Genomic DNA, 17,755 nt, shown 5'->3' with positions numbered 1-17,755 from the left:
AGTTGGAGCCGCCGTGCGAGTCGGCCAGTGGCCACTTCCCCGGTCCAACCGCCGGCCATTATATCGATGAACATCGAATCCGTATCGTACCGGCGCCGTTCGGCAACGCGCCGTTCGTTTCATTCACCAACGAGCCGGATTTTCAGCCTTGCATGGAATCCATCCGCCAGCGGGTGGTCACTTGCCCAGAGCACATGAAGGCAAAAACCTCCGACCCTTAAGGAAAACCCCATGACAAACACTGCATTAGTCGTAGGCGCCAGCGGCATCGTAGGCAGCGCCACCACTCAGCTCCTGCTGGATAACGGCTGGAGCGTAGCGGCCCTGTCACGGCACCCGGCCCGCGCTGACGGCATCATTCCGGTCGCTGCGGACCTGCAAGATCCGGAGTCCCTGCGCCAGGCGCTGGCAGACGTGAAGCCGACCCACGTCTTTCTCACGACCTGGTCGCGCCAGGCCACGGAAGCCGAGAACATTCGCGTCAATGCCGCCATGGTGCGCAACGTATTGGACGCGCTCCGTCCTGGCGGCAGCGTCAAGCATGTCGCGCTGGTCACCGGACTCAAGCATTACCTGGGCCCGTTCGAAGCTTATGGCAAAGGCAGCCTGCCTCAGACGCCTTTCCGTGAAGAGCAAGGCCGGCTCGACGTAGAGAATTTCTACTACGCCCAGGAAGACGAAGTGTTCGCTGCAGCCGAGAAAGACGGCTTCACCTGGAGCGTGCATCGTCCCCACACGATCACCGGCGTGGCGGTAGGCAACGCCATGAACATGGCAACCACGCTCGCCGTCTACGCCAGCATCTGCAAGCACACAGGTCGGCCTTTCGTATTCCCGGGCTCGCGCGTCCAGTGGGACAGCCTGACGGACATGACCGATGCAAGGCAGTTGGCCCAACAATTGTTGTGGGCAGCGACCACGTCGGCGGCGGCCAACCAGGCGTTCAACATCACCAACGGCGATGTGTTCCGCTGGAAATGGATGTGGGGGCAGATTGCCGAATATTTCGGCCTCGAAGCTGCCGACTATCCCGCAACCCCCTCACCCCTGGCAGAGCAGATGGCCGATGACGCACCCCTCTGGCGTCAGATCGCCGCTGAAAGCGACCTGGAGGAAGCCGACATCGACCGGCTCATTTCGCCGTGGCACACGGATGCCGACCTCGGCCGGCCGATCGAAGTGGTTACCGACATGTCGAAGAGCCGCCTGATGGGCTTCACCGCGTTTCAAGCGAGCGACCGGGCGTTCTTCAACGTCTTCGACGAACTGCGCCGCAGACGCTTGATTCCCTGATGCCCCGCGACCAGGGGCGGACCGCCGCCTCTGGTCCAGCCAGCCCGTGGTCAGGGCGAGCACTCACTGCACCCCTTCACTCACTCCGGACAGCAAGGATTCCGAGGGCCTAGCAGGGTACGCACCTCCTCCACCAGCACGTCCAGCGCGAAGGGTTTGGTCAGCGTCACGCAGGCGGAAGTACGCGGCCAATCTTCCAGCGCATCCGGTTCGGCGTATCCCGTCATGAACAGCACAGGCAGGGTCGGCCGGCATTCGAGCCCGGCCTTGGCCAACTGTCGACCGTCGACGCCTCCCGGCAGGCCGATATCGGTCACCAGCAGATCGATGCGCATGTCGGACTGCAGCCGTTGCAGCCCTGCAAGACCGTCGACGGCCTCGATCACCGTGTAGCCCAGCGCACTGAGTGCCTCCCCGACGATCAAGCGAACCGACGGCTCGTCATCGACGATCAACACCGTATCGTTTGCCATCAGAGGTGGAGTTTGCGAACAAAGCTGCTGATGCACAGGGGCCTCAAGGCCATCGCCGCCGGAGGGCAACTGCAGGTAGACGCGCGTCCCCCGGCCCTCCTCCGACTCGATCTTCAGCTGGCCGCCCGATTGCTGAGCGAAGCCGTAGACCATCGATAGGCCCAGGCCGGTTCCGGCACCCACCGGTTTGGTGGTAAAGAAGGGATCGACCGCCCGGGACAGCGTTTCGGGGTTCATTCCCACCCCGTTGTCCGCAATGCAAATCGTCAGGAACTGTCCGGGCTTGAGGTCTGAGTCCAGTCCATCTCCCTGTTCGAGGGTCTGGTTGAACGTCTTGATCGATATGACACCCGCGCCCTGCAGGGCGTCCCGCGCATTGATACACAGGTTGAGCAGCGAGTTCTCGACTTGCGCAGCATCCACGACACAGAGCGCGTGCTTCGCGGCGAGCTCGACCTTGAGTTCGATCGCGGGGCCGACCGTCCGGCGAATCAGCTCTTCCATGTCGGTGACCAAGGTGTGCACATCGGTGTGCGCCGGGTTCAACGTCTGCCTTCGGGAAAAGGCCAGTAATCGATGCGTCAGGGCCGCTGCCCTCTGCGCGGCGCCGTGCGCTACATTGATGTACCGCTCTACATCGCAGAGCCTGCCTTGATCAAGTCGCATCTGCATCAGGTCCAGGCTGCCGATGATTCCCGCCAACAGGTTGTTGAAGTCATGGGCGATCCCTCCGGTCAGTTGGCCGATCGCCTCCATCTTCTGGGCCTGACGCAACGCGGCCTCAGCGGCTTCCCGTTCCGCGATCGCCTGGGCGATCCGCGCCTCGAGCGTGCGATTGAGCTCCCGCAAGGCCGCCTCGGCCGTCTTTCGGGCGGTGACGTCAATGGACGAGCCGATCAGGCCGATGACATCGCCCGCGTCATTGAGCAGGGGCGCTTTCGCCGAAAGCCAGGTCACCTCCGAACCGTCCGGCATGTCCACCCGTTCTTCGATCTGCTCCGCCTTGGCGCTGGCCATGATGCGGCGATCGGTCTCCATCACCTGGCGCGCCTGGGATTTGTCTTCGAGGAACTCCAGGTCGGTCTTGCCCAGATAAAACTCGGGCGCCTTGCCGATCAGCCGCGTGGCGCCATCGTTGGCCACCAGCATCCGGCCTTCCAGATCCTTGGCATACACCACCCCCGGGACTGCCGCAGTGAAGGTTCTCAACAGCGCCGAGACCCTGTCCCGCTCCGCCTCAGCCTGCTTGCGCGACTCGATGTTCATCAGCACGCCAGGAAAACGAATGGCCCTGCCTTCGTCATCGAGCTCCACCCGGCCGTTGGCCTCCACCCAGCGATAATTACCGTCGTCATGGCGCACCTGATACTCGCACCTGAACGGCCCGCCTACCGCGGTGGCCCGGCCAATCTCTCTGACCAGACGATCGACGTCGTCCGGATGAACCGAGGCGAACGCTTCGGCGATCGGAATGCCTGCCAGGCACCGCTCCATGGGAATGTCGAAGGTATGGGCGAAGCGTTCGTCTGCGGTCACCCGGTCGTTCGGGATGTCCCAGACCCATGTGCCGATAATGGCGCCTGCATCCAATGCCAGTTGCAGGCGCTCGGAAGCATCCGCTGGAAACGCTCCAGCCGATGCAGGACAGGCTATTCCCGAACGATCGAGCGGGTCTGAGCGTCTTTGATCCATTGAACCCTCGACCATCACAAGCCAAAAGACGCAAGCATACGCGTCAAAGTGCCTTCATGAACATGCCATCGAGGGACGCTGTCGAAAGCGCTCGAAAACCCATCGATCACCGAGAGGGAACGACCTCTGCCTTACGGGCTCAAACCAGTCTGGTTCGAGTGTCCGTCCTAGATCGGCGACCGATCGTCACGCGTCCAACCTGTCCGTGAATAGTCAGCGCATCGCGGTTGCGTTGCCATCTCGCGGACGCGCTGTTTGCGCAAACGCGCGCGGCAGCGTCCGTGGATTCGATGCGGTCGCCGCCCTTGAGTGGCCGACGGCGCTCGGGTAATGTCTTCAAACCCACAGGACAGAGCACGCTCATGACTTCCAAGCTGGAACAACTCAAGCAATTCACCACCGTGGTCGCCGATACCGGTGATTTCGCGGCCATCGAAAAACTCAAGCCGGTCGACGCGACGACCAACCCTTCCCTGTTGCTCAAGGCCGCTTCGAGCGAGAGCAATGCCGACCGCCTCAAAGAGGCCTTCAGTGGTGCAAAGGGCGACATCGCCCTGGCCAGCGACCGCTTCGCCGTTGCCATTGGCCGGGAAATCCTGAAAGTGGTGCCAGGCCGCGTGTCCACCGAAGTGGACGCACGCATCTCCTTTGACACCCACGCCTGCATCGAACGCGCCGAGCGCCTGGTGGACCTGTACGACCAGTTCGGCATCGGCCGTGATCGCATCCTGATCAAGCTGGCATCCACCTGGGAAGGCATCCGTGCCGCCGAACAACTGGAAAAGAAAGGCATCCAGTGCAACCTGACGCTGCTCTTCTCCTTCGCCCAGGCACAGGCCTGTGCCGATGCCGGCGTCTTCCTGATTTCTCCGTTCGTGGGCCGCATCTACGATTGGTACAAGAAAGCCGAAGGCAAGGACTATGTGGGCGCTGAGGATCCAGGCGTGAAGTCCGTGACCCGTATCTACAACTATTACAAGGCCAACGACTACAAAACCGTGGTCATGGGCGCCAGCTTCCGCAACCTGAGCCAGATCGAAGAGCTCGCCGGCTGCGATCGCTTGACCATCAGCCCCGATCTGCTGCAAAAACTGTCGGAAGATACCGGCACGCTGGCGCAGAAGCTCAAGCCGGGCAACGCTGGCGAACCCCGCCAGACGTTGACCGAGAGCCAATTCCGCTGGGCTTCCAATGAAGACGCCATGGCCACTGAAAAACTGGCCGAAGGCATTCGTCAGTTCGCCCGTGACCAGGAGAAACTGGAAGCATTGTTGAGCGCCAAGGCTTAAGCCCGCGCAACGCAAAAAGGGTGGCATCCTCGCGGGTGCCACCCTTTTTCATGCGCGAAGGATCGGTCAGCGCTTCACGAACAACTAGCGACAGGTCTCACCGCTCTCGAGTGCCGACCTACTGTGCTGCAAGGCGCAGCTGACCCTCACTGATGCTCGAGCGCATTCACCAGATCACGGAACGCCGCGCGGTTGGAGTCATTGAGCCCCATCAGGATCTTGTGCGCTTCCAGCACCTTGGCCTTGACCACATCTTCGCACTGGTCCTGCGACGGCAGGTCACTGAGGGCCTCCGGGCGCGGAATGGGCTTGCCAACGATGTTAAACACCTGATCGAAGCCCATCGACTGCAGCAAGCGCGTGATGTCTTCATGGGTGGTCACGACGGTCGGCAACAGCCCAGCCTTCTGCCGCGAAAGAATGGATAACTTGGCAAGCAGGCCAAGTGTCGTGCTGTCAATGCTGCGCGTTTCGGTCAGATCGATCACCACCGTCGAAAAATTCATCGAGGTGAAGATCCGTTCGATCGTCGCATCCAACGCCGAGCAGAGAGTCAGACGCACTTCACCCACGAATTTGAGGACGAAGGTGCCATCTTGCTCGGCAAACTGGATTCTACCGGTACTCATTAAAGGTTCCTGCTCAACACTAACAAGGCGATATCATCCGGCATCTCCCCGAGTGTGGCCAATCCAAACTTCTGACGCAGGCCATCCAGGCTGCCGCCCGCCGACTTCACCCATTCAGGCAAATTGGCTTCTTTCTCTTTGAGTGTATCACCTGGCAACAGGTCCAGAATGCCATCAGATAACAGTGTCAGACTAAAGGATGCTGGCAGCTCCAGCACATGGTCCGAATACGTGGCTTCGTTGAACAACCCGACCGGCAGCCCGCGCCCCTCGAGATAACGGGTTTCGCTCGGCGTATACAGGACTGGCAGCGGCAGATGCCCACCCACGCTGTAGGTCAGTTGCCCGGTCTGTTCATCGATGATCCCACCGACCATGGTCACGTGCTTGCCCAGCTTGCAACTGATGAGACCGCGATTGATATGGCCCAGCACATCGGAAGGCTTGAACGCTGGCAAGGAGCCCCCGCGCTTGGACTCGAACAACAATCGGGTGGTCATGAATTTCAGGAGCACCGTGATGAAGGCCGACGACGCGCCATGACCGGAAACATCAGCCAGATAGAAGGCCACCCGGTGCTCATCCACGCGGAAGTAATCGACGAAGTCCCCCGACAGGTACAACGACGGGATGATCTCGTGCTCGAACTCAAACGAATCGATGGCCCAGGGGCTGGTCGGCAGCATATTCATCTGCACTTGGCGACCCGCATCCTGATCCTCCTGCAACAGGTGCAGGCTGGCCTCGAGTTCGCGGTTGGCGGTTTCGAGCTTCTGACGATAGAGCCTGTTTTCCTCGAGCAACCGCGCACGGTCCAAGGCCCGCTTGACCGAGTGCTCGAGGACTGCAAGGTCTTCCAGCGGTTTGATCAGGTAATCGGCCGCCCCCAGGCGCAGCGCTTCGACCGCGTCGCTCATGACCCCCGCCCCGGACACCACGATCACCGGCGTATCCGGCGACAGGCTGGTGACCTGACGGATCAGCTCGAGGCCGCCCACTTGCGGCATGCGCAAATCGCAGATCACAAGATCAGGCTTGTTTTGCTCGAAGGTCTGTAGACCCTGCAGGCCATTACCGGCTTGCAAGACGCTGAACCCACTGTCTTCCAAATAGGCCGCGAGACTCGCGCGCACTACTTCGTCGTCATCGATAATCAGCAGCGTGGCACTGGTTTTTTGCATGTGGGCAAACGGCGCCAGATCAGGTTGGCGTAAGTGGCCGGAGGGTATCGGACCGCCTACTGGATTCGCTTCTAGCCTCTCTGAGTCAGGAGGAGCGGACTTTTGGTCAAACGCTTCACTTCACAGAGCTGCCCTTCAAGGCGCAGACGGTACTCCCATCCGCGGGGCGTTTCAAGCGTGCGCCAGCGCTCGACGGGCGTCTTTACATCACAAATCACCGAGAGTTATAAGAACCTCTAAATCAGCGACAAAAACGAAGGATGCGCCATGGGCCAGCTTGATCGCGACTATGCAGAGAAACGAGATTACATCCGCATGCGGGTCGACGCGGACATCAGCCTGATCTACGCAGGCCAGATCATTCCCGCGGTGTGCGTGGATCTATCCAGCTCCGGCATGCAGATACAGGCACCGCGCCGCTTCGCGGTCGGCGACCGGATCAGTGTGAAAATCGAATCGGAGCACGCCGCGCTCAAGGGTCTGGAAGCCGACACCGAGGTGGTGTGGATTGCCGATATCGATGGCGGAGAACAGAAACTGGGGCTGACCATCCTCGCCATGAAGTAGTGACGCTGTAGAACTACGTCACAATTTCGGAAAAATCTGGAAAAACAAAGGCGACTCGAAAGTCGCCTTTTTTATGGCCTCACCGAACTCCAACGGGCCGGTCAGAAGTCGTCGACGACCTTGCCATCCTTGACCTTGAACTCGCGGTTCTGCAGGTAGGCGTTGCGAATGAAGATGTATTTGTCACCGTTGATGAGCTTCTCGGCCGACAACAGGCTGGCGCGGGTGTCGACGACGCTCACGCCAAACGCCGTGTTACGAGTCGGCACGTGGTCGATGTAGCGATAAGGCGTGGTGTAAGTGTCGGGGTACTTGGCGAACGCGTCGCGCACCGTGCTCGGACCGAAAAACGGCAGCATCACGAACGGGCCGCTGCCCACGCCCCAGTGGCCGAGGGTCTGACCGAAGTCTTCGTCGTTGCGCTGCAACCCCATCTTGGTCCCGACGTCGAAGAAGCCGAGCAGGCCAAACGTGGTGTTGATGATCAGGCGCGCGGTATCGACACCGGCCGCCTCTGGCTTGGCCTGCAGCACATCGTTGGCGAAGTTGGTGACTTCCCCGATGTTCTTGAACATGTTGTGGATGCCGTCTTCCAGGAACTGCGGCGTGATGAACTCATAGCCCTGGGCGATGGGTTTGAGCGCATAGGTGTCCAGGGTATCGTTGAAACGGAAGATGGCACGGTTGACGCCTTCCCACGGATCTTCCTCAGCGGCCTGAGCCGCCACAGGCAGCAGGGCCAGCCCAGCCCAGAAACACGTTCGAGCCAGACGATTGATAAAGCCAGCACCGGTCACGGGCATAGCAAGGACTCCCAGTCAAAGTGATGAAGCGGGCGCTACGCCCCAAACCAAAGGCGAGAGTATAAAGCGTTCTGTAACGATTTACGTCGCCGAAATCTGAAGGAATTCAATACATCGTTAAACATGGCCCGCGCTGTCACCTGTACGTCATCGCATTGTCACGCAAATCCCTTAGCGTCTTGGGCATTTGAGAGGGAAATCCATGCTTGCCGCCGCCGCTGTCCCCACCCCGCCGTTTACCGCCGTGCTCTTTGGCCTGAGCGGTTGCCTGGTCGACTTCGGCGCCCAGACCCGCACGTTGCGCAGCGCGGATGGCCAAACGTTCCTTTCTCAGGACGCCCGCGCATTCGCGTCACCGACCCCCGGCGCCATTGCCGCGCTGAAACGGCTCGAACAGCAGAATATTCCCCGCGCATGGCTCGATGAATACCCGGCCGACATTGCCGCGCAATTGGCTGCACCGCTTGAACACCTCATTCGCCCCACCCTCGGCCCAAGCAACCACTGGCCGGCGCCCGACGCGTGCTGGCAAGCCTTGATGACACTCGGTGTGGGCCAGATTGAGGGGTGCGTGCTGGTCAGCGGTGACCCGCGCCTGTTGATGGCCGGGCTGAACGCGGGCTTGTGGACGGTCGGCCTGGCGTCCTGCGGCCCGCTGTGCGGGCTTTCCCCCACTCAATGGGAGGCGCTCGGTAGCTTGCAACGCGAGCGTCTACGGGGTCGGGCCACCCTTGAACTGTACGCGGCGGGTGCACATTCGGTCATCGATCACCTGGGTGAACTCGAATCGTGTCTTGCAGACATTGCCCTGCGTCGCCTGAAAGCCGAAAAGCCTTGAGCGATCAAGGCCATGCAGAGTGGCCGGGAGTGGATTAGTCTTAGGACCCATGGACCTTTGCCACGCGTACGCGGTCCATGCTGAGACTACTCATATAGGGAGCACCTTATGCCCGCCCGCGAACTGCAAGAACAGCTGGACACCCTGCGCGCGCAACTGGAACAGAACCCTCCGCTGACGGAAGAAGAACGTGTGCATCTGCATGAGCTGATGGCACAGATTCAGGCCGAAATCGCCGTCGAAACCGCAACCCCGGACAACAACCTGGCCGATGGCGTTAACCTGGCCATCGAGCGGTTCGAAGTCGAGCACCCGACCATTGCCGGTACGCTGCGCAACATCGTGCAGACGTTGGGAAATATCGGGATCTGAGTTCCATCGCTTGCCCTTCAACGAAGGCCGCGAATCAGGCAGGATGCGTAAGGCGTTGCGTTGGCGGGGAGCGATACAACGCCTTGGAACGCAAGGTGTGTATCACCCCATCCGGGCAGGCGTCATCCCGGATCCCGCAAAAGGAAGCCGGTCATTGCCGCGCCAGCCGTCCATTCTTCAAGGTCAGCCGTTCCGTGCTGCGATACGGGTTGATGTCCAGCCCGCCGCGGCGCACGTAGCGCGCATACACCGTCAACTTTTCCGGTTTCAGCAGGCGTTGCAGGTCCATGAAGATCCGCTCGACGCACTGCTCGTGAAAGTCTGAATGCTGACGGAAACTGACGATGTAGGCGAGGAAGCTCGCATGATCCAGCGCCGCCCCGCGATACTCCACCGCGACGCTGCACCAGTCCGGCTGGCTGGTGACCGGGCAATTGGATTTGAGCAGATGGCTGTGCAACACCTCTTCCACTGTCCGCGACTCATCACAGCGCAGCAGTTCCGGCTGCGGGTGATCGTAACGATGGATCGTTACGTCCAGATCATCGACACAGACGCCCGGGACCGCGACGATACCTTCGGCTTCGATGTCCTTGAGCGAACGAATGCGCACGCCGACCGGCTTGCCCGCCGCCGCCGAAAGGTCTTTCTCCAAGGTCGAAACCAGCTCGGCCTGTGAGGCGAACGGCGTCTGGTTCAACGAGTTGAGGTACAGCTTGAAGGATTTGGACTCGATGATGTTCGGCGAGTCAGCCGGAATGCTGAACTCGCCGATCGCGACCACCGGTTTGCCCGACGGCAGCAGCCAGGACAGCTCGTAGCAATTCCAGAAGTCCACCCCTTGATACGGCAGCGTTTCGGCGGTCAGCCCCAGTTCCGCCCACTTGGCCGTGCGGGGAATCGGGAACAACAGGGAAGGCGTATAGGTAGCGATGTATTCACTGGACTTGCCCAGCGGCGAATGTTCGGCTGCGGGATGCATGGCGGGACCTGAAAACGTATAAAAGACGGAGGAAAATCCTGACCCGCAAGTTTATAGGTTTTGTCCCCCACTTTCAGCGTTTACTCGTCCATCGATATCTTGCCCACCATTCCTGCCTGGTAATGCCCCGGGATGTTGCAGGCGAATTCCAGATCAGTGGCCTTGGTGAACGCCCAAGTGAGCTCGGCGCGCTGGCCCGGCTCCACCAGGACACTGTTGGGGTCATCATGCTTCATGGTGCCATGATCCATGCCAGCCATATCGTGCTTCATGCCGGTGGCGGTCAACATGCCGCTGGCGACCATTTTCAGCATTTCCTGTTGGTGGGCCGCGTGCATGGCTGCGTTGCCCAAATTGAACTCGTGCAGCAACTGGCCCTTGTTGATCAGTACGAAATGCACGGTTTCGCCCGCCTTGACCGTCAAGGACTTGGGCTCGAAATACATGTCGCCCAAAGTCAATTCGATCGTGCGCGTCGCCTGGTCGGCGCTGGCGGGATGGCCAAAATCGAAAGGCTCACCCGGCGACGCCTGAGACGTCAGGCTGGCACTCAACAAGGCAAAGGCCGCGAAAAAACGAGCGAACATGCATTACTCCCGTCAACAGTCATCGATCGCTTCACATTATGCCTAGCCCACTGGCATTAAGCTGACCGTAACATTACAACTTTGTAAGCTTGACCCCTGCCCGCCCTGTCCGCGCTATAAAGCGCCACTGCCCACGAGCTGCGAAGCCCACATGAAATTACTGATCGTCGAAGATCAAGCGAAAACCGGCCACTACCTGCGTCAGGGCCTGACGGAGGCAGGGTTCAATACCGAACTGGCCGCTGATGGCACCTGCGGCCAGCATCTCGCGCTGACCGGCGACTATGCCTTGCTGATTCTGGACGTCATGCTGCCCGGCCGCGATGGCTGGGAGATCCTGCAAGCGGTGCGTCGAGCTGGCCTCGAAACACCGGTACTGTTTCTGACCGCTCGAGATGCGGTGGAAGACCGCGTGCGCGGCCTGGAGCTGGGCGCGGACGATTATCTGGTCAAGCCTTTTGCCTTTTCCGAGCTTCTCGCCCGGGTCCGCAGCCTGTTACGGCGAGGCAGCAACGCCAGTCAGGAAACGCATCTGCAGTTGGCCGACCTGCGACTGGATTTGCTGCGGCGGCGCGTGGAACGCAACGGCCAACGCATCGACCTCACCGCCAAGGAATTCGCGCTGCTGGAAATGATGCTCCGCCGCCAGGGCGAGGTGCTGCCCAAATCGCTGATCGCCTCTCAGGTGTGGGACATGAATTTCGACAGCGACACCAATGTGATCGAAGTCGCCATCCGCCGGCTGCGCCTGAAAGTCGACGATGACTACCCGAACAAGCTGATTCATACCGTACGCGGCATGGGCTACGTCCTCGAAGAACGGGGCCTTTGATGTTCGAACGGATTTCTCTGAGCAGGCGTCTGGCGCTGTTGTTCGCCGCCTGTACCGCCGTGGTCTCGCTGACCGCGGGCGTGCTCTTCAACCGAGCCAGCGAAGCGCATTTCATGGAGCTGGACCAGCAACTGCTGGACAGCAAACTGCCGGCGTTGCGCGACGCGTTGAAGGATGTCACCCGCGCAGAACAGCTCAGCGAGCATCGGCAGGCGTTACAGGCCGAACTGGCGCACTCCCCGGATCTCGCGTTGCAGGTGCAGGGCCCGGACGGGGAGCTATGGTTCGCCAGCGCTCCCTCCACGACGCCACAGATGAGCAACCACACCGGCTTGCACACCCTCACCGACAAAGGAATTTCCTACCGCTCCTACGTCGTCGCCCTGCGACCTGAGCAAGCAGATTCGCCTCGGCTGACCCTTCTGTTGGACATCACCCATCACCAACATTTTCTGCAGCGCATGCAGCACCTGATCTGGCTGACCGTGGGTTTATCAGCGTTGGCCACCGCATTGCTTGGCGCCTGGGCGGCACGCCGCGGTCTGCGCCCGTTGCGTGAAATGACCGACATCGCGGCCAGTGTGTCGGCCAGCTCGCTGACAACCCGCCTGCCCTCTCACGCGCTGCCTGCCGAGCTGGCGGAGCTGGGGTTGGCGTTCAACGCCATGCTGGCGCGGCTCGACGAAGGCTTTCAGCGGCTGTCGGCCTTTTCAGCGGACATCGCGCATGAACTGCGCACTCCACTATCGAATCTGCTGACGCACACTCAAGTCACCCTCACCCGCCCTCGCGCCCTGGATGAATACCGCGAGGCGTTGCTGGGCAACCTGGAGGAATTGCAGGGGATGGCGCAAATGGTCAACGCCATGCTGTACCTGGCAAAAGCCGAACAGGGACTGCTGACACTTCGCCGGGAAAGCCTGAACCTCGAGGAAGAGGTTAACGCCTTGCAGGAGTTCTTTCTGCCCTTGGCCGAAGAAGCCCAAGTGACGATGAGCCGCCAGGGGCACGCCGTATTTCAGGGCGACCGGCACATGCTACGCCGCGCCCTGTCGAACCTGCTGGACAACGCCTTGCGCTTCACCCCGGCACAGGGCCGGGTGGCTGTCGCGCTGGAAACGACCGCTCACAGCGTACTCATAGCAGTCGAAAACACCGGCCAGACGATTCCAGCCCACGTGCTGCCGAAGCTGTTCGACCGGTTCTACCGGGCAGACCCCTCACGTCATGAAGGCAGCGAGCACGTGGGGTTGGGGTTGGCGATTACCCAGTCGATCATCAAGGCACATGGCGGGAGCATCCGCTGTGAATCGCAGGATGGGGTAACACGGTTCACGATCGAACTGCCAAATTAACCCCACACTTGTAGGAGCGCGCTTGCCCGCGATGACGGTGGGTCAGTCACCACACGGGGCACCGATACACCGCTGTCGCGGGCAAGCGCGCTCCTACGAGGCTGACCCTACCGATCACTCATACCGCAACGCCTGGGCCGGTTCGATCTGCGAGGCGCGGTACGCTGGGTAGATCGTTGCCAGGAAACTGAGGATCAGGCCCGCAGCGCAGATCATCACCACATCGCTCCCTTCCAGTTGCGATGGCAGGTTGCTGATGAAATACACGTCGGAAGTGAAGATGTGCTGCCCCGTCACCCGCTCGACCCAGCCGACCAGTTGACTGACGTTGATTGCGGCGATCACGCCCAATACGCCGCCGATGAAGGTGCCGATGACCCCGATCACCGAGCCCTGGACCATGAAGATGGTCATGATCTGCCGAGGGGTGGCGCCGATGGTGCGCAGGATCGCAATGTCCGCTCCCTTGTCGTTCACCACCATGATCAACGTCGCGATGATGTTGAATGCCGCCACCGCGACGATCATCAGCAAGAGCAGGCCAATCATCGTCTTTTCCATTTTCATGGCGCTGAACAGGCTGCCCTGGGTGTGGGTCCAGTCATCGGCTTTGTAATTCGAACCCAACCCAGCGGCGATGGCGGTCGACACTTGCGGGGCGGCATACAGGTCCGTCAGGGCCAGGCGCACGCCCTGCACCTGATTCGGCTGCCAGCGCTGGATGGCGGCCGCATCCGCCACGTTGACCAGAGCCATCGAGCCATCCAGTTCGGCGCCGACCTTGAACACACCTACCACCGTCAGGCGCTGCAGTCGGGGCGTGATGCCGCCTGGTTCGTTGCTGATTTCCGGCACGATCAGGGTCAGCTTGTCGCCCACGTTCAAGCGAAACCGGCGCGCGGTGATTTCTCCGATGACCACCCCGAATTCGCCGGGTTTCAGGTCCTGCAGCCGGCCTTGCACCACATGCTGCGTGACGATGGACACCTGGGATTCGAGCGCAGGATCGATGCCGTTGATTTCGATCGGCTGCATCGAGCCCTTGTAAGACAGCATGCCGTCCATTTGCGTGAACGGCACCGCTGCCGTGACCTGCGGATTCTTCAAGGCGGCGTCAGCAGCGGGTTTCCAGTCGTCGAGCGGCTGGACGCCGTCGATCACCGCGTGGGGCACCATGCCGAGCACGCGGGAACTCATTTCCTTCTGGAAGCCGTTCATCACCGACAACACGACGATCATCGCCAGGACACCCAGCGCCAGGCCGATCATCGAGGTCATGGAAATGAACGAGATGAAGTGGTTGCGACGCTTGGCCCGGGTGTAGCGCGTGCCGATGAAGAGGGATAACGGTCTGAACATTCGTGGAGCACCGTAGCTGAATAGGAACACCCCGACGCCAGCAAGCGGCGTCGGGTTCAATGCATCACGCCTCGATGAGGCGGCCTTCTTCCAGACGCCAGACACGGTCCATCTGGCGGGCCAGCGACAGGTCGTGGGTCACCACCAGAAACGCGGTGCGCGACGACGTGCTGAGCTCGAGCATAAGATCCTGGATGCCCTGAGCGGTGTGGGAATCGAGGTTACCGGTGGGCTCGTCGAGCATGACCAAGCCCGGCTGATTGACCAAGGCCCGGGCAATCGCCACGCGCTGACGCTCGCCGCCCGACAGCTCCGCAGGTTTGTGCGCCAGGCGGTGCTTGAGGCCGACCCGCTCCAGCAGTGCCGTTGCACGCTGACGCGCTTCGGGGATCGGCGTCTTGCCGATCAGCAGGGGCATGCAGACGTTCTCCAGCGCCGTGAATTCGGGCAGAAGGTGGTGAAATTGATAGACGAACCCCAGGGCACGATTGCGCAACAGGCCACGGGCCTTTTCGTTCAGTGCCGAGAGTTCCTCACCCGCCAGCCAGACACTGCCCTGGGTCGGCGTGTCCAGGCCGCCGAGCAGGTTGAGCAACGTGCTTTTCCCCGACCCCGAACTGCCGACGATGGCCACCCGCTCGCCGGGGTGCAGTTCCAGCTGCAGGCCCGACAGCACCACCACCGATTCCGGCCCTTCCTCGTAGGATTTGCCCAGATTGCGGCAGCTCAATACAGCTTTATCACTCATGCGCGACTCACTCATAACGTAGCGCCTCCGCCGGCTGGGTGCGCGCGGCACGCCAGGCAGGATACAGGGTGGCGAGGAAACTCAGGACCAGGGCCGCGCCGCACACCAGCAGCACGTCTTCACTCATCAATTGCGACGGCAGGTAGTCGATGAAATAGACATCTGCGTTGAGAAACTTGTGGCCGATCAGACGCTCCACCCCAGCGATCGCGGCGCTGACGTTGAGCGCGGCGAGCATGCCGATGCCCGCCCCGATCGCCGTGCCGACGACGCCGATCACGGTGCCCTGGACCATGAAGATGCGCATGATCTGACCCGGCGTCGCGCCTAGGGTGCGCAGGATGGCGATGTCGCCGCGCTTGTCATTGACCACCATCACCAGCGTGGAAATGATGTTGAAGGCTGCCACCGCCACGATCAGCAACAGCAGCAGGCCGATGATGGATTTCTCCATGCCGATGGCCTGGTACAGATTGCCGTGAGTACGGGTCCAATCGCGGGAATAGTACTGGTGCTCGCCCAGGGTCTGAGCGATTTCGTACGCCGTGCGCGGCGCTTTGAACAGGTCGGTGAACTTCAGGCGCAGCCCCTGCACCTGATCGGGCTTCCAGCGATGCAGACGCGCCAGGTCCTGCAGGTTGGTCACCCCCAGGTAGCCGTCCAGCTCCCCTGCCCCGACGTGGAAGATGCCGACCACGGTGAAGCGCTTCATGCGCGGAAACATGCCGGCCGGTGTGACGCTGACCTCGGGGGAAACGAAGGTGACCTTGTCGCCGATCTTCACGCCCAGCTTGTTGGCGGCCTTGTCACCGATGACCACGCCGAAACCGCCGGCGACCAGGTCGTCGAGACGCCCCTGCTTCATGAAGTCGTCGATGATCGACACCTTGCGTTCCTGGGCCGGGTCGATGGCATTGAGCAACACCTTCTGCACGTTCCCGTTATAGGTGAGCAGCCCTTGCATCTGGGTGAACGGAGCGACCGCCTCGACTTGCGGGTTCTGGCTGACGCGCGCAGCAAGAGCAGGCCAGTCAGTGATGGGTTCACCGGACTCGATGGTCGCGTGGGGCACCATGCCCAGCACCCGGGTGCGCATTTCGTGATCGAAGCCATTCATGACCGATAACACGACTATCATCACCACTACGCCCAGGGCGAGACCGATCATCGATGTCAGGGAAATGAAGGAGACAAAATGGTTACGGCGTTTTGCACGGGTATAGCGCGTGCCGATGAATACAAAAAGAGGTCTGAACATGTAAGGGCTTGTTCGGAGGAATGGGAACGTCCTTGTGGCGGGCCTGGGCCTGCGGCTTTACACTCGATTCATTGAGGCGCAATCGAACGCAACACTCTGACAACCGCTGCTACCATGGGTTCGCCATGCCGACACTAGATGAAGAAGAACGCCGCGAATACTACCGTATCGAGGACAGCGTCGCACTGGAAATTCAACGGATTCCGGGGCCGGGGTCCGGGGACGAATACGCTCATGACGACACCTCCACCCTCTTCGACCTGCTGAGCGAACTGCACGTCGCCGAGTTCGAATCCCAACACCTGCTGCGTCAGCTCGACGACCGTGATCGAACCACCAACAGTTTCCTGCGCGCCATGAGCAAACGCATCGATCTGCTCGGGCAGGTGGTCGCGCAGACCGTGCTGGGCAAGTTGGGCGCCCCGCAGAAAGTCATCATGTCCGAGGGCGGGTTGCAATTCGAGTCGCACCAGCCGTTTCCCGCCGGCACGCTGCTCTCGGTGAAAATGGTGCTCATGCCCCAGGCATCGGGCATGATGCTGCGCGCCCGGGTCACCCAATGTCAGTCTCACACCATCGGCGATTTCGAAATCGGCACCGAATGGGTCGACCTCACCGAAGCGCAGCGCCAGTTGCTGGCCCGCCACATTCTGCAGCGCCAGGCCGCGCAGCGCCGCCAGGCCCGCGAGCAAGGCAATCCTGCCCCTCATTGACTCACTGCTTCACGCACGTTCAACCAAGGAGAAGATGTGACCCTTATTTACGGCCACCGCGGCGCCAAAGGCGAAGCACCGGAAAACACCCTGACCAGCTTTCAGGAGTGCCTCAAACATGGCGTCAAGCGCTGTGAACTGGATCTGCATCTGTCTCGCGACGGCGAGTTGATGGTCATTCACGACCCGACCCTCAAACGCACCACCGACCGTCGTGGCAAAGTGGTTGAGCACACGGCGGCCGACTTAGTGACCTACGACGCGCGCAAGGGTGGGCCGGGCTGGGGCCAGCCGTGCCCGATCCCGCGCCTGGAAGAGTTGTTCGAGAAGTGCGATTTCGATCACTGGCAACTGGAGGTGAAAAGCGCGTCTCGCACCCGTTCGGCGACGACGGTGTTGGCCATTCGGGAGATGGCCGAGCGCCACGGCTTGCTGGACAAGGTCACCATTACGTCCAGCTCGCGGGAAGTGTTGAGCGCCGCGCTGGAATTGACGCCGGACCTTTCCCGGGGCCTGGTGGCGGAATACGCCTGGCTCGACCCGCTGAAGGTCGCGCAGAACTATGGCTGTGAGATCCTGGCGTTGAACTGGACGCTGTGCACGCCCGAGCGCCTGAAAAAAGCCCAGAATCAGGGGCTGCATGTGTCGGTCTGGACCGTCAACGAGCCTGCACTGATGCGCAGGCTCGCCGACTTCGGCGTCGACAGCCTGATTACAGACTTTCCCGGTTTGGCCAGCGCCACCCTCGGGAATTACTGAAATCGGTCACCCCGGCCGGCTCAGG

General features: G+C 61.1%; 18 protein-coding genes. 9 read left to right on the top strand and 9 right to left on the bottom strand.

Features of this window, described 5'->3' with window-relative positions; all coding sequences use genetic code 11:
* The first annotated feature begins 231 nt into the window (after window positions 1-231).
* The gene (locus tag DBP26_RS24135) at window positions 232-1,293 is read left to right on the top strand and encodes an SDR family oxidoreductase (protein WP_108240001.1); all 1,062 of its coding nucleotides are present in this window, start codon (window positions 232-234) and stop codon (window positions 1,291-1,293) included.
* Window positions 1,294-1,373: 80 nt separating this feature from the next.
* Here DBP26_RS24135 and DBP26_RS24130 read toward each other — a convergent pair whose 3' ends face one another.
* Window positions 1,374-3,458: a PAS domain-containing sensor histidine kinase gene (locus DBP26_RS24130; RefSeq protein ID WP_108240002.1), complete on the bottom strand. Its 2,085-nt coding sequence runs from the start codon at window positions 3,456-3,458 to the stop codon at window positions 1,374-1,376.
* A gap of 362 nt (window positions 3,459-3,820) precedes the next feature.
* On the opposite strand from DBP26_RS24130, the gene tal reads away from it, so the two are divergent.
* Window positions 3,821-4,747: a transaldolase gene (gene tal / locus DBP26_RS24125; RefSeq protein WP_108240003.1), complete on the top strand. Its 927-nt coding sequence runs from the start codon at window positions 3,821-3,823 to the stop codon at window positions 4,745-4,747.
* Window positions 4,748-4,893: 146 nt separating this feature from the next.
* Here tal and rssC read toward each other — a convergent pair whose 3' ends face one another.
* Window positions 4,894-5,376, bottom strand: a complete 483-nt coding sequence (gene rssC, locus DBP26_RS24120; RefSeq protein ID WP_108240004.1) for an anti-sigma factor antagonist RssC — start codon at window positions 5,374-5,376, stop codon at window positions 4,894-4,896.
* Window positions 5,376-6,557: a two-component system response regulator RssB gene (gene rssB / locus DBP26_RS24115; protein ID WP_108240005.1), complete on the bottom strand. Its 1,182-nt coding sequence runs from the start codon at window positions 6,555-6,557 to the stop codon at window positions 5,376-5,378. The genes rssC and rssB overlap by 1 nt, the downstream gene beginning before the upstream one ends.
* 267 nt (window positions 6,558-6,824) lie before the next feature.
* Between rssB and DBP26_RS24105 the strand changes: the two genes are divergently transcribed.
* Window positions 6,825-7,124 carry a PilZ domain-containing protein gene (locus DBP26_RS24105; protein ID WP_108240006.1) on the top strand — a complete coding sequence of 100 codons (300 nt, stop codon included), beginning with the start codon at window positions 6,825-6,827 and terminating at the stop codon, window positions 7,122-7,124.
* A 101-nt stretch (window positions 7,125-7,225) separates the two neighbouring features.
* On the opposite strand, the gene DBP26_RS24100 is transcribed toward DBP26_RS24105, so the two are convergent.
* Window positions 7,226-7,927 carry a VacJ family lipoprotein gene (locus DBP26_RS24100; protein ID WP_108240007.1) on the bottom strand — a complete coding sequence of 234 codons (702 nt, stop codon included), beginning with the start codon at window positions 7,925-7,927 and terminating at the stop codon, window positions 7,226-7,228.
* 202 nt (window positions 7,928-8,129) lie between these two features.
* Between DBP26_RS24100 and DBP26_RS24095 the strand changes: the two genes are divergently transcribed.
* Together DBP26_RS24095 and DBP26_RS24090 are read left to right on the top strand one after the other, a co-directional pair.
* The gene (locus tag DBP26_RS24095) at window positions 8,130-8,765 is read left to right on the top strand and encodes a phosphatase (protein ID WP_108240008.1); all 636 of its coding nucleotides are present in this window, start codon (window positions 8,130-8,132) and stop codon (window positions 8,763-8,765) included.
* Between the two features lie 108 nt (window positions 8,766-8,873).
* The gene (locus DBP26_RS24090; RefSeq protein ID WP_108240009.1) at window positions 8,874-9,137 is read left to right on the top strand and encodes a DUF4404 family protein; all 264 of its coding nucleotides are present in this window, start codon (window positions 8,874-8,876) and stop codon (window positions 9,135-9,137) included.
* Between the two features lie 151 nt (window positions 9,138-9,288).
* Here the strand turns inward: DBP26_RS24090 and queF are convergent, their stop codons facing one another.
* Window positions 9,289-10,119 carry an NADPH-dependent 7-cyano-7-deazaguanine reductase QueF gene (queF, locus tag DBP26_RS24085; protein WP_108240010.1) on the bottom strand — a complete coding sequence of 277 codons (831 nt, stop codon included), beginning with the start codon at window positions 10,117-10,119 and terminating at the stop codon, window positions 9,289-9,291.
* 80 nt (window positions 10,120-10,199) lie between these two features.
* Window positions 10,200-10,706 carry a cupredoxin family protein gene (locus DBP26_RS24080; protein ID WP_108240011.1) on the bottom strand — a complete coding sequence of 169 codons (507 nt, stop codon included), beginning with the start codon at window positions 10,704-10,706 and terminating at the stop codon, window positions 10,200-10,202.
* A gap of 151 nt (window positions 10,707-10,857) precedes the next feature.
* On the opposite strand from DBP26_RS24080, the gene DBP26_RS24075 reads away from it, so the two are divergent.
* Window positions 10,858-11,538 carry a heavy metal response regulator transcription factor gene (locus DBP26_RS24075; protein ID WP_108240012.1) on the top strand — a complete coding sequence of 227 codons (681 nt, stop codon included), beginning with the start codon at window positions 10,858-10,860 and terminating at the stop codon, window positions 11,536-11,538.
* Entirely contained in the window at window positions 11,538-12,893 is a 1,356-nt protein-coding gene (locus DBP26_RS24070) for a heavy metal sensor histidine kinase (RefSeq protein WP_108240013.1), read from the top strand. Before DBP26_RS24075 ends, DBP26_RS24070 begins: the two co-directional genes overlap by 1 nt.
* A 114-nt stretch (window positions 12,894-13,007) precedes the next feature.
* Here the strand turns inward: DBP26_RS24070 and DBP26_RS24065 are convergent, their stop codons facing one another.
* The 3 genes from DBP26_RS24065 to DBP26_RS24055 all read right to left on the bottom strand — a co-directional run bounded on the left by DBP26_RS24065 (window position 13,008) and on the right by DBP26_RS24055 (window position 16,258).
* Window positions 13,008-14,252 (bottom strand): lipoprotein-releasing ABC transporter permease subunit, encoded by a 1,245-nt coding sequence (locus DBP26_RS24065; protein WP_108240014.1) that lies wholly within the window; start codon window positions 14,250-14,252, stop codon window positions 13,008-13,010.
* A 64-nt stretch (window positions 14,253-14,316) separates the two neighbouring features.
* Window positions 14,317-15,000 carry a lipoprotein-releasing ABC transporter ATP-binding protein LolD gene (gene lolD, locus DBP26_RS24060; RefSeq protein WP_177411128.1) on the bottom strand — a complete coding sequence of 228 codons (684 nt, stop codon included), beginning with the start codon at window positions 14,998-15,000 and terminating at the stop codon, window positions 14,317-14,319.
* A 7-nt stretch (window positions 15,001-15,007) separates the two neighbouring features.
* Window positions 15,008-16,258, bottom strand: a complete 1,251-nt coding sequence (locus DBP26_RS24055; RefSeq protein ID WP_108240016.1) for a lipoprotein-releasing ABC transporter permease subunit — start codon at window positions 16,256-16,258, stop codon at window positions 15,008-15,010.
* 125 nt (window positions 16,259-16,383) lie between these two features.
* On the opposite strand from DBP26_RS24055, the gene DBP26_RS24050 reads away from it, so the two are divergent.
* Together DBP26_RS24050 and DBP26_RS24045 are read left to right on the top strand one after the other, a co-directional pair.
* Window positions 16,384-16,971, top strand: a complete 588-nt coding sequence (locus DBP26_RS24050; protein WP_108240017.1) for a PilZ domain-containing protein — start codon at window positions 16,384-16,386, stop codon at window positions 16,969-16,971.
* A 36-nt stretch (window positions 16,972-17,007) separates the two neighbouring features.
* Window positions 17,008-17,730, top strand: a complete 723-nt coding sequence (locus DBP26_RS24045; RefSeq protein ID WP_108240018.1) for a glycerophosphodiester phosphodiesterase — start codon at window positions 17,008-17,010, stop codon at window positions 17,728-17,730.
* Window positions 17,731-17,755: the final 25 nt, after the last annotated feature.

The sequence above is a fragment of the Pseudomonas sp. RIT409 genome, from assembly GCF_003052515.2.
GTDB lineage: Bacteria > Pseudomonadota > Gammaproteobacteria > Pseudomonadales > Pseudomonadaceae > Aquipseudomonas.
The sequence above is the reverse complement of the archived record's forward strand: the minus strand, read 5'-3'. Positions and strand labels throughout refer to the sequence as shown.

Coding starts and splice junctions, on each gene's coding strand:
- DBP26_RS24135 (WP_108240001.1), top strand. CDS start 232: ATGACAAACACTGCATTAGTCGTAGGCGCCAGCGGCATCGTAGGCAGC.
- DBP26_RS24130 (WP_108240002.1), bottom strand. CDS start 3,458: ATGGATCAAAGACGCTCAGACCCGCTCGATCGTTCGGGAATAGCCTGT.
- tal (WP_108240003.1), top strand. CDS start 3,821: ATGACTTCCAAGCTGGAACAACTCAAGCAATTCACCACCGTGGTCGCC.
- rssC (WP_108240004.1), bottom strand. CDS start 5,376: ATGAGTACCGGTAGAATCCAGTTTGCCGAGCAAGATGGCACCTTCGTC.
- rssB (WP_108240005.1), bottom strand. CDS start 6,557: ATGCAAAAAACCAGTGCCACGCTGCTGATTATCGATGACGACGAAGTA.
- DBP26_RS24105 (WP_108240006.1), top strand. CDS start 6,825: ATGGGCCAGCTTGATCGCGACTATGCAGAGAAACGAGATTACATCCGC.
- DBP26_RS24100 (WP_108240007.1), bottom strand. CDS start 7,927: ATGCCCGTGACCGGTGCTGGCTTTATCAATCGTCTGGCTCGAACGTGT.
- DBP26_RS24095 (WP_108240008.1), top strand. CDS start 8,130: ATGCTTGCCGCCGCCGCTGTCCCCACCCCGCCGTTTACCGCCGTGCTC.
- DBP26_RS24090 (WP_108240009.1), top strand. CDS start 8,874: ATGCCCGCCCGCGAACTGCAAGAACAGCTGGACACCCTGCGCGCGCAA.
- queF (WP_108240010.1), bottom strand. CDS start 10,119: ATGCATCCCGCAGCCGAACATTCGCCGCTGGGCAAGTCCAGTGAATAC.
- DBP26_RS24080 (WP_108240011.1), bottom strand. CDS start 10,706: ATGTTCGCTCGTTTTTTCGCGGCCTTTGCCTTGTTGAGTGCCAGCCTG.
- DBP26_RS24075 (WP_108240012.1), top strand. CDS start 10,858: ATGAAATTACTGATCGTCGAAGATCAAGCGAAAACCGGCCACTACCTG.
- DBP26_RS24070 (WP_108240013.1), top strand. CDS start 11,538: ATGTTCGAACGGATTTCTCTGAGCAGGCGTCTGGCGCTGTTGTTCGCC.
- DBP26_RS24065 (WP_108240014.1), bottom strand. CDS start 14,252: ATGTTCAGACCGTTATCCCTCTTCATCGGCACGCGCTACACCCGGGCC.
- lolD (WP_177411128.1), bottom strand. CDS start 15,000: ATGAGTGATAAAGCTGTATTGAGCTGCCGCAATCTGGGCAAATCCTAC.
- DBP26_RS24055 (WP_108240016.1), bottom strand. CDS start 16,258: ATGTTCAGACCTCTTTTTGTATTCATCGGCACGCGCTATACCCGTGCA.
- DBP26_RS24050 (WP_108240017.1), top strand. CDS start 16,384: ATGCCGACACTAGATGAAGAAGAACGCCGCGAATACTACCGTATCGAG.